Genomic DNA, 7,863 nt, shown 5'->3' on the forward strand with positions numbered 1-7,863 from the left:
TCCTGCAAAATCGAATACTAATCAGGACCAATTCTGCTTATTTCTCAGACCGATCCGTATTCTTCACGGATGACTCTTGAGAGAAACGCAGCGCCATCGCCTGGGTATGACGACGGAACACCCGCGACAATTCCGCTAGTGTGGTTGCCGCTCTAGCGCCCAAAGACGGTGAAGCGACCAGGAATAGCCCGATATCAATTGCCTCGGATGCCAGTCGCATCTGGTTATCCAAAATGAATTTGCGTACGACAATTCCGCCCATACTATGACCGACGAAGATAATGCGATCTTGCAGCCACAGCTTCTCCAGATCAAAGCGAGCTTCTAGCGTTCGGGCTGCGTCACCAATGCTGTACGTTCCCGATCCCAAGCTAGTTCTGTAGGTAAATACATATACACCGTATCCTTCCAGCTCTGGGTCGTCGATCAAGAGCTGCGGCCACGATGGGCTCCCCCATGCCCCCTCACCGTCAGACAGTATTCCATGAGCGAAAACGATCGACGCTGCACTCGGAGGCTTGCGAAGGCAGTGTAGTCCGTACGGTCTAACTCGGATCTCGGCCCTATTGCTCATTTGAGCCTCCTCAGACCAAGCCAACTTGAGGTGAGGATACCACAACTTGTGGCTTTCTAAGTCGGATGAATCACTCCAAGAGCGGTACTTTCCAAATTCTTCAGCCCAACGGTTCGTGGCTTAGCGGCCAATCTGTCCCGCCTCGCACAAAAGAGCATTTGCAAGGTTAGCCACCTCTTAGCCCCCAACCTCATCGCAAACATGGTAGCTGTGGCCTGCTTGCCATAATCCTTGGATCATCTGAACCGACGTCCCCATGTCCCCATGTTGCGGGCACCATTTACAGCCTCAGACATTTCTATGCAGTCAATGCGCTGCGGAACGTCATCGGCGTCTTCGAGGTAGCCCGCAACATGGGCACTTCAGTTCAGATGATCCAAGGATTACCGCAAGCAGGCCACAGCCGCCGTATTTGCGATGAGGTTGGGGGATTAACCGCAAGGTGAGGCTAGTTTTCTTGTGGCCAACAACCTTGAAGGGTGCGTATTCTGAACCACCCGATTCAAGAATACGTGCGTCGATCAAGACGTGGCCACGAATCTAGCCAGCGATTACCCGAGCAAAACGGATCAATGATGGACATTTCCATATTGCCAGCTGAAGAGGTCAATAACATTTGGTTTAAGGCCACAAGCTCCAATGCAGCCATTGTTTTTGTGCACGGTGTACTATCGAGCAGTCGTACCTGCTGGCTTTATGAAGAAAACAAGAAGCCCCTGGCTTACTGGCCGGATCTAATCAACGCTGACCCGCGATTTGGCAACATCTCGATATTCTTGGGGGGATATGATTCGAGCGTTGACTCCGGCGGTTATGAAATAAGAAGTTGCGTTGATGAGTTGTTTAGCGCCTTGAAGAGGACCGACAGAAAAGGCGTTGCTTCTCCCTTGCTGAAATCCAAAATCACGTTTGTATGTCACAGCATGGGGGGCATTGTAGTACGCAGTATGCTTGAGCGATATCCAGAGTTCTTTGCAACAAAAGAAATTGGATTGGTACTCATAGCGTCCCCCACGTTTGGCTCCGAGTATGCAAACAGCCTCAGTTGGTTGATTGAATTCTTCAATAACCAGCAGGGGGTTCACCTGCAGTTGGGCGATTGGAGTCTCGAAGATCTCGACAATCGATTTCGGGATCTAAAAGAGAGCAAAAAAATACCGGCGCTATCAGGAATCGAATTTTACGAAAACAGGTTCATTGCTCACGTCAAATGGCTTCCAATCGCAGCCTCAAAACCCATCGTCAACGTCCGATCTCAAGGGCGTTACTTCGGAGCTCCCAAGCAAATCCCCAAGAGCGATCATTTCTCAATTTGCAAACCGAAGTCTGACTCGGCAATCGTTCATGAATATCTATACGATTTCCTACGTGACCATAACTTACTTCCGTCAGGCGAACCTCCAGCTGCCGGCGAAGAATTGCTGTCCCAAAAAAGGAAAGCGATAACCTCTCCCGAGGAGAACGCTGAAGGTCAATTACCGACTCCAAATCTTCAGTATTCCGTTACTCGTGCATCAGCTATGGCTCAGGTGCTTGAGCTTTGGAAGCGGCACTCCGTCTTATGTGTTGCGGGGCTGTCTGGGAATGGAAAGACGCACCTTGTCTCGCAATTGGTGGGCCAACTCTACGGAGCTAAAAAGCGAGAGGATGCAATTTGGTTCGAAGCATTGAAAGGTGACACGGTTGAGACCCTATTGGCGGCTTGCTCCAAGTATCTTCCCGAACGGACGGCCGAGTCCGCAGCGGGTCAATGCAAACAGCTTATTCAAGCGGTGGTCGAAAATCAGCTAGTTCTGATAATTGATGACTTCCACAATTCGGATCGAGAATCTTACTTGCCGCTATTGAGAGCAGCAGCACGGCAAAGTCCCCCGACAAAACTTGTACTTATCTCAAGGTTATATCCAGATGAGTTAGTCGGTCAGCCTTCCACAGCTGTCTTCCATTTGGGGCTATTCACCGAAGAAGAGGCGGCGACACTTGTTCAGCAACGAGGCTTACCGAACCTTCCATCTGAGCTGCTCAAAGAATTGTGGACGAAGACTGGCGGGTTACCATTAGCCATAACTTGGTTTTGCACCCTAGTTAAGGAGTTCGGCTATGCGCCAAGAACAGCACTAACCGGAGAGCTGGCTGGCATCGATAGACTTCGCCAGTGGTTTCAGGAAATCAATTCGCTTGTAAGCGAAGAAGCTGCAAAATTGCTGCGGCTTTTATCGCTAACCGACGGGTCGTTCGATAGGAGCGTGGTGAGATTGTTGTCACGTGAGATTCTCGGAATAGATAGCCCAGAGATATTCTACTCTTTGAATAGAGCGTTTCTCGTTGAATCATATGGGGCGGATAAGTGGCGAGTTCACGATCTCGTTGCCGATTTGTGCCGGGATAGCCTCGACGAGAAGGTCGCTAGCGCGGTCCATCGGACGCTGGGGAATTTTTATAATCAGATATCGTCGGGATGGCGGGCAAGGCCAAAAGATGAGGCGTCGCTTCAAAACAAGATAAGAGCTTGTAAACACTTTGCTCAGACAGGATATATGAAATTTGAGGCGGAGCGTTTAGTTAAGTTGATTGTTTCCGAGTTGAAGCGAAAAGGTTACTACAGGCAATTGATCGATCTAATTCGGCCACTGAGGCACGCAGGTGGCGATAAATGGTTAGACTATCATTTCGGTCATTGCTTTTTGATACTTCGTCATATCCCTGAGGCGATTGATGTCGCTGAAGAACTGATTCACGGTGACGTCTCCGACGATTCGAATCTGAGGCTTGCTTCATACAGGTTGTACGCAGAGGCAATTCATGCCAGCGGCGATTCGATATTTGCCGAAAGAGTCTTATCTAACGCGATAGCTACAACTAGCACGAGATCACTCAACGCCGTTACGGGGCGCCAAGCCCAGATGATCTTGGCTGGTCTAGAGATCAAGAATGGAAAAATATCGGTAGCTAGGGGAAGATTGGATTCGTCGTTGAAGCAAGCTGAGGCAGAATCTGATGAACGGGGTGCTGCCGTTGCGAATACCTGGATCGGGATTTCTCAGTTGATTGAGAACAAGCTGATCGACGCCGAGCGATCTCTTTCATTAGCAGAGATTTCGTTTGAAAAGGCTCGTGATATGCGAGGCCTAGCCTGGGCTCTAACGAAACTCGCCGAGGCTAAAGCCAGGCTGTCAAAGCCTCAGGATGCCTTGGTGAAGTTAAGATCGGCCTCACAGATATACGACGAGCTGGACATTTACGATCCCGAGTATCTTGCTAGCCTGCAGCGTATCGTCTCGGATGCCGATCATGAAGAAAATCTATCCGAGTTTGTCACGAAGGAGTTGTCGAGCAGGAAACGGGAGCAACCGAAGATCTATCAGTGAGGGTTCAACAAGCCATAAGCACCGTTTGGACCACCCACTAAATCATCGTGCCGCTTGCAAGCCAAGCGACGCAGCAGACGGTTTGGCTAGAAAAACTTGGCAACCCCGCTACTGGTACCTACAGTTTAGTTAGACTGAAGGCGAATGTGATTCTTCTAATCTGGATATGACGATAGCGATATCTTCAACAACGCCCTGCGTTCCACCGCTCACGAAGAGGATAACCGCTTTCGCCTTCGCAATCGCCCGTCCGCCATCATTGAGCCGGACCATCTGTACCGCATCGGGATTCACGAAAACGGGGTCACCGTCTGGCGCTGTTAGTTGTGCGAATTTCATGGTCGATCCTTTTTTCGCCTTCGCCACCCTCCTTCCACTTCTAAGTGGTGAATGCATTGCGAAACGGGTCGGGGTGTTAGAGGTCGCACGCAACATGGGAACGTCGGTTCAGATGATTCAAGAGTACGGCAAGCAGGCCACAGCTGTCGATCCGAGAATGCTACGGCAAGCAGGTCACAGCTAAGGTGTTTGCCGCCAGACTAGGAGATTGAGCCCATAGATTAGGGTCACTTCCACTACGCAATTGACGGCTGAAAAATTCGTCCTAAGATTGTTGGGCTTTCTTGCATATTGCGTCGAGGCGCGATTATCCATGAAGCGGGTTTGCTTGCTTCTTTTCGTTTTTGGGATGCTATCCGGCGTGTTCGTCGGTCCAATTTCAGCAGATAGTGTACTCGCAGGCATCGCCGTCCCTAGTCCTGTCGTCAAAGCTCCGAGCCTTAACGTCCTTAGCGTCGGCATCAGCAAGTATAATTATCTAGCTAGATTGAGAACCCCAACATCGGACGCCCAGCTTCTCGTGTCGACGCTTGCAATGATGAACGATCGTCTGACGCTCAAGTCGGCCAAGACGATCACTGACGGAGAAGCAACAAAGGATCAGATTATCCAAGAGTACAGGGCCCTGATTCAGCAGACGGATACCGATGACTTGGCTATCTTCTTCTTTTCAGGGCATGCCACTCAAGATCCCTCAAAATCCAGGGTTTACTTAATCCCCGCTGAATTTCGACAAGAGCCCAACGAATTGGCAGCCCGAGGGTTGGATCTACAAAGGGACATTATAGCTACCACGCCTCCTGAAAAGAAAGTTCTGATTATCATTGATGGATGCTCAGTCGGAGATGGCAACCTCGGCCCGCTAATGGATCAGCATCCTCAACTGGTGATACTGGCTTCCAGTAAAGCAGACGAGCTCTCATTCGAGTCAGCATCCTTCGCTTCTACGGCATTTGTAGGTGCGCTGGTGGATGTGCTCAAGAATCCAAATAGCGATTTAGATGGAGATAGGCAGCTGTCGGTTGAAGAACTTTACGTTCAACTCTATCCCAAAATGGTTGGAACCGATATCGGATTTTATGGCCAACAGCATCCTAGTATGATCGGACTTCGCTCGCATCGACTTATGTTAGCTACTTCGGGTGCAGTTGAGCCGCCAAACCCGAAACGCCGCTTGGACCTTGCTGCGGACCACTTAAACATTCCTGACCTAGCAAGCATTTCAAAGGATGTAATATCGATAAACGGGACCCCCCTTGAGCAGCAGGATCAGTATAACGTCTTCGACGACAAGATCTCCTTTCTGGGCTCTGGGACCGACTTAGTTCGTAAAGGACTAAATCTTCTCACAATAGGTCGACAACAGTACTACCTTTGGAGAGTCGGGGAATCGCTTAAGGCCTTCAAGAACCCCTACCAAAATAGCCGTGCAATTATCGTTGCGATAGATGACTACGAACGACGCAAGGACCCTTTGAAGAGAGGACCGACGCCATTTCCTGCGCTCTCAGGCATGGTGAAGAACGCAGAAAGTTTGAAGGCTGCACTAATATCGCTTGGTTTTCCAAGCGAGGGAATTATCGAGTTGTATGACGAGCGGGCTTCGCTTGAAAATCTTGAAAAGGCATTGGAGAGCTTTTGGATTGGTGGATCAAATGCCGCTGCCGACAGATTATTCATTTATTTCGGCGGGCACGGAGAGAATTTTCAGCGGAACAATTTGCTAGTTACGTACGACTACGACGAACGTCAGAAGCTCATGACGACCTTCCAAGCCAAGGACCTGGTCGAGCGTCACTCTAGAAATATTCAGGCAAATCATGTGCTATTCGCAATAGATGTTTGCTATTCCGGGCTTGTTTTCTTGGGCGATGAGGATGACAACGAACGGCAGCTGAACGACGAGATTCAGCGCCTCGCAGTCATAGAACGAAACGTCAGCGACAAGGCCCGAAATGTTATTACGGCGGGCTTTGGCGACCAACGGGCCATCACTGAAAACGGAGGCATCTTCACGAAAGCTCTGGTAGAGGGCTTGGGAGGTAAGGCCGACCCAGCAAACACTGGCGTTATTCAGTTCGATCAGCTCGGCATTTTTGTTAAGGATCAGGTGACACGGGTTGCTCGAATGCAAGGCTTCCGCCAGACGCCGACGTATAACAATCTGAAAGAGTTTGGTGATGGTCGAATGATGTTTATTAGATCGAGCAAGTGAGCCGACTATGAAGATATCAGCGGCACAATTCGTCGTCTGCGGCCTCGCCTTGGCCGGCATCATTTTCTTCGGTCGCAAGGCGCTCCGAGACAGTGTCGCAAAGCAATACGCTGGGGCAACGACATCGGCTCTACTAGGTGTCGGGATAACCCTGGTCGGAGCCATTCTTCTGTTCATCCTCTCTCCACCTGCGACGCTGGCAGGCGCCACATGGTATAAAGAGTCCCCTGTAGGTGAAATTTTGCTCTTCGTGGTGATGCTGATCGGGATGATGGCTAGCTATTTGACGAAGCAAATCGAGGCAAGGCGAGTAAGGATGGAGGAGAAGAAGAAGGTAGGCGACGTTTCGCGAACGGGATTAAATTTCGATCTGTGGGAATTCACGTATCCGATGCTGGTGTCAGTGATCACGTTTGGTGCAGTCTTGCAGGGTGTTGGCACTAAAGCCATTGATGTCCAAGCCGTCATTCTTTCGTTCCAGACAGGGTTCTTCTGGCAGACAATACTAGCTCGGAGCAAGCCTAGTTAGATCTTTTTGCGCTTGCGGGCGCCATGCGCCGGTGTTTCGTCCATCGAAAGGCCAAAGGTCTGATGGACGACCAATTGGGATCGACTAGCTCGACTTTGAACCAATCATTCAGCTCAAAGCCAGGCTCGTGTACCCAGTCTCCCTGAATGGGAATGCTAAACTGAGAGCAGTACACGGCAACTACCGCTGCCAGAGCCTCTATGCAGTGCTTCAATGTCGCTTTCTGAATCGCATTAGGGCGCATAGTGACGCAGTTCGAGCGAAAAATCCCGCAAGTGTAACGGTTCACACAGATTGTAAAAGTCGCTCGTGGTGAGCCGACTCTCGGGATTTATTGAAGGATCGACTGAGGCAAGAACACCTCGAAGTGAGGCCTCGACTCCGGTGCACGCCAAAATCAACAGTTCGCGCAGCTGGTGGCTAAACACGCTCAAGTTACGAGCGCCTGGTTGGATGAACTGAGCTACATCGTCAAGCCGAGACAGCAATAAAGAGAGTGCGACACCTGATTCGTTTATCGTCGAGACGTCTGGAACCAAGTACTTTAAAATGTCGTCACTTGCGTCCATGCCCGGTCGCCAGAGCGGCCGGTTGCACTCTCCTGGTCGCCTGGTCATTGCCTTAATATCTTGGGCCTCGAAAACCTTTGATACCCATTTCCCGCAGTGTGCCTTCGGCCTTCTGGGTAAAGCTAGCGCCCGGTGCGATACCTCGAAGTCCAAATGCATGCGCTCCCATGAAAGTGAAAAAGCCATTCTGAATGTCAATCGGCGTTCAAATTTGACCCCTCATCGGCGTCCAATTTTGACCCCTTCGCACGGCGGGCTTTGCTGGTAGC

5 protein-coding genes are annotated in these 7,863 nt (G+C 50.4%); 3 read left to right on the forward strand and 2 right to left on the reverse strand.

Annotated elements, in window-relative coordinates; translation table 11 throughout:
- Positions 1 to 37: 37 nt before the first annotated feature.
- The gene (locus tag Q3C01_RS44275; RefSeq protein ID WP_458151632.1) at positions 38 to 574 is read right to left on the reverse strand and encodes an esterase/lipase family protein; all 537 of its coding nucleotides are present in this window, start codon (positions 572 to 574) and stop codon (positions 38 to 40) included.
- Between the two features lie 572 nt (positions 575 to 1,146).
- Between Q3C01_RS44275 and Q3C01_RS44280 the strand changes: the two genes are divergently transcribed.
- Complete coding sequence (locus tag Q3C01_RS44280; protein WP_458151633.1) at positions 1,147 to 3,942, forward strand: alpha/beta hydrolase; 2,796 nt, start codon at positions 1,147 to 1,149, stop codon at positions 3,940 to 3,942.
- Positions 3,943 to 4,071: 129 nt separating this feature from the next.
- On the opposite strand, the gene Q3C01_RS44285 is transcribed toward Q3C01_RS44280, so the two are convergent.
- Positions 4,072 to 4,281: a hypothetical protein gene (locus tag Q3C01_RS44285; RefSeq protein WP_458151634.1), complete on the reverse strand. Its 210-nt coding sequence runs from the start codon at positions 4,279 to 4,281 to the stop codon at positions 4,072 to 4,074.
- Between the two features lie 313 nt (positions 4,282 to 4,594).
- On the opposite strand from Q3C01_RS44285, the gene Q3C01_RS44290 reads away from it, so the two are divergent.
- On the forward strand, positions 4,595 to 6,496 hold the full coding sequence (locus tag Q3C01_RS44290) for a caspase family protein (RefSeq protein ID WP_458151635.1): 1,902 nt from the start codon (positions 4,595 to 4,597) through the stop codon (positions 6,494 to 6,496).
- Between the two features lie 7 nt (positions 6,497 to 6,503).
- Complete coding sequence (locus Q3C01_RS44295; protein ID WP_458151636.1) at positions 6,504 to 7,025, forward strand: hypothetical protein; 522 nt, start codon at positions 6,504 to 6,506, stop codon at positions 7,023 to 7,025.
- Positions 7,026 to 7,863 lie beyond the last annotated feature (838 nt).

The sequence above is a fragment of the Bradyrhizobium sp. UFLA05-109 genome (assembly GCF_054185165.1).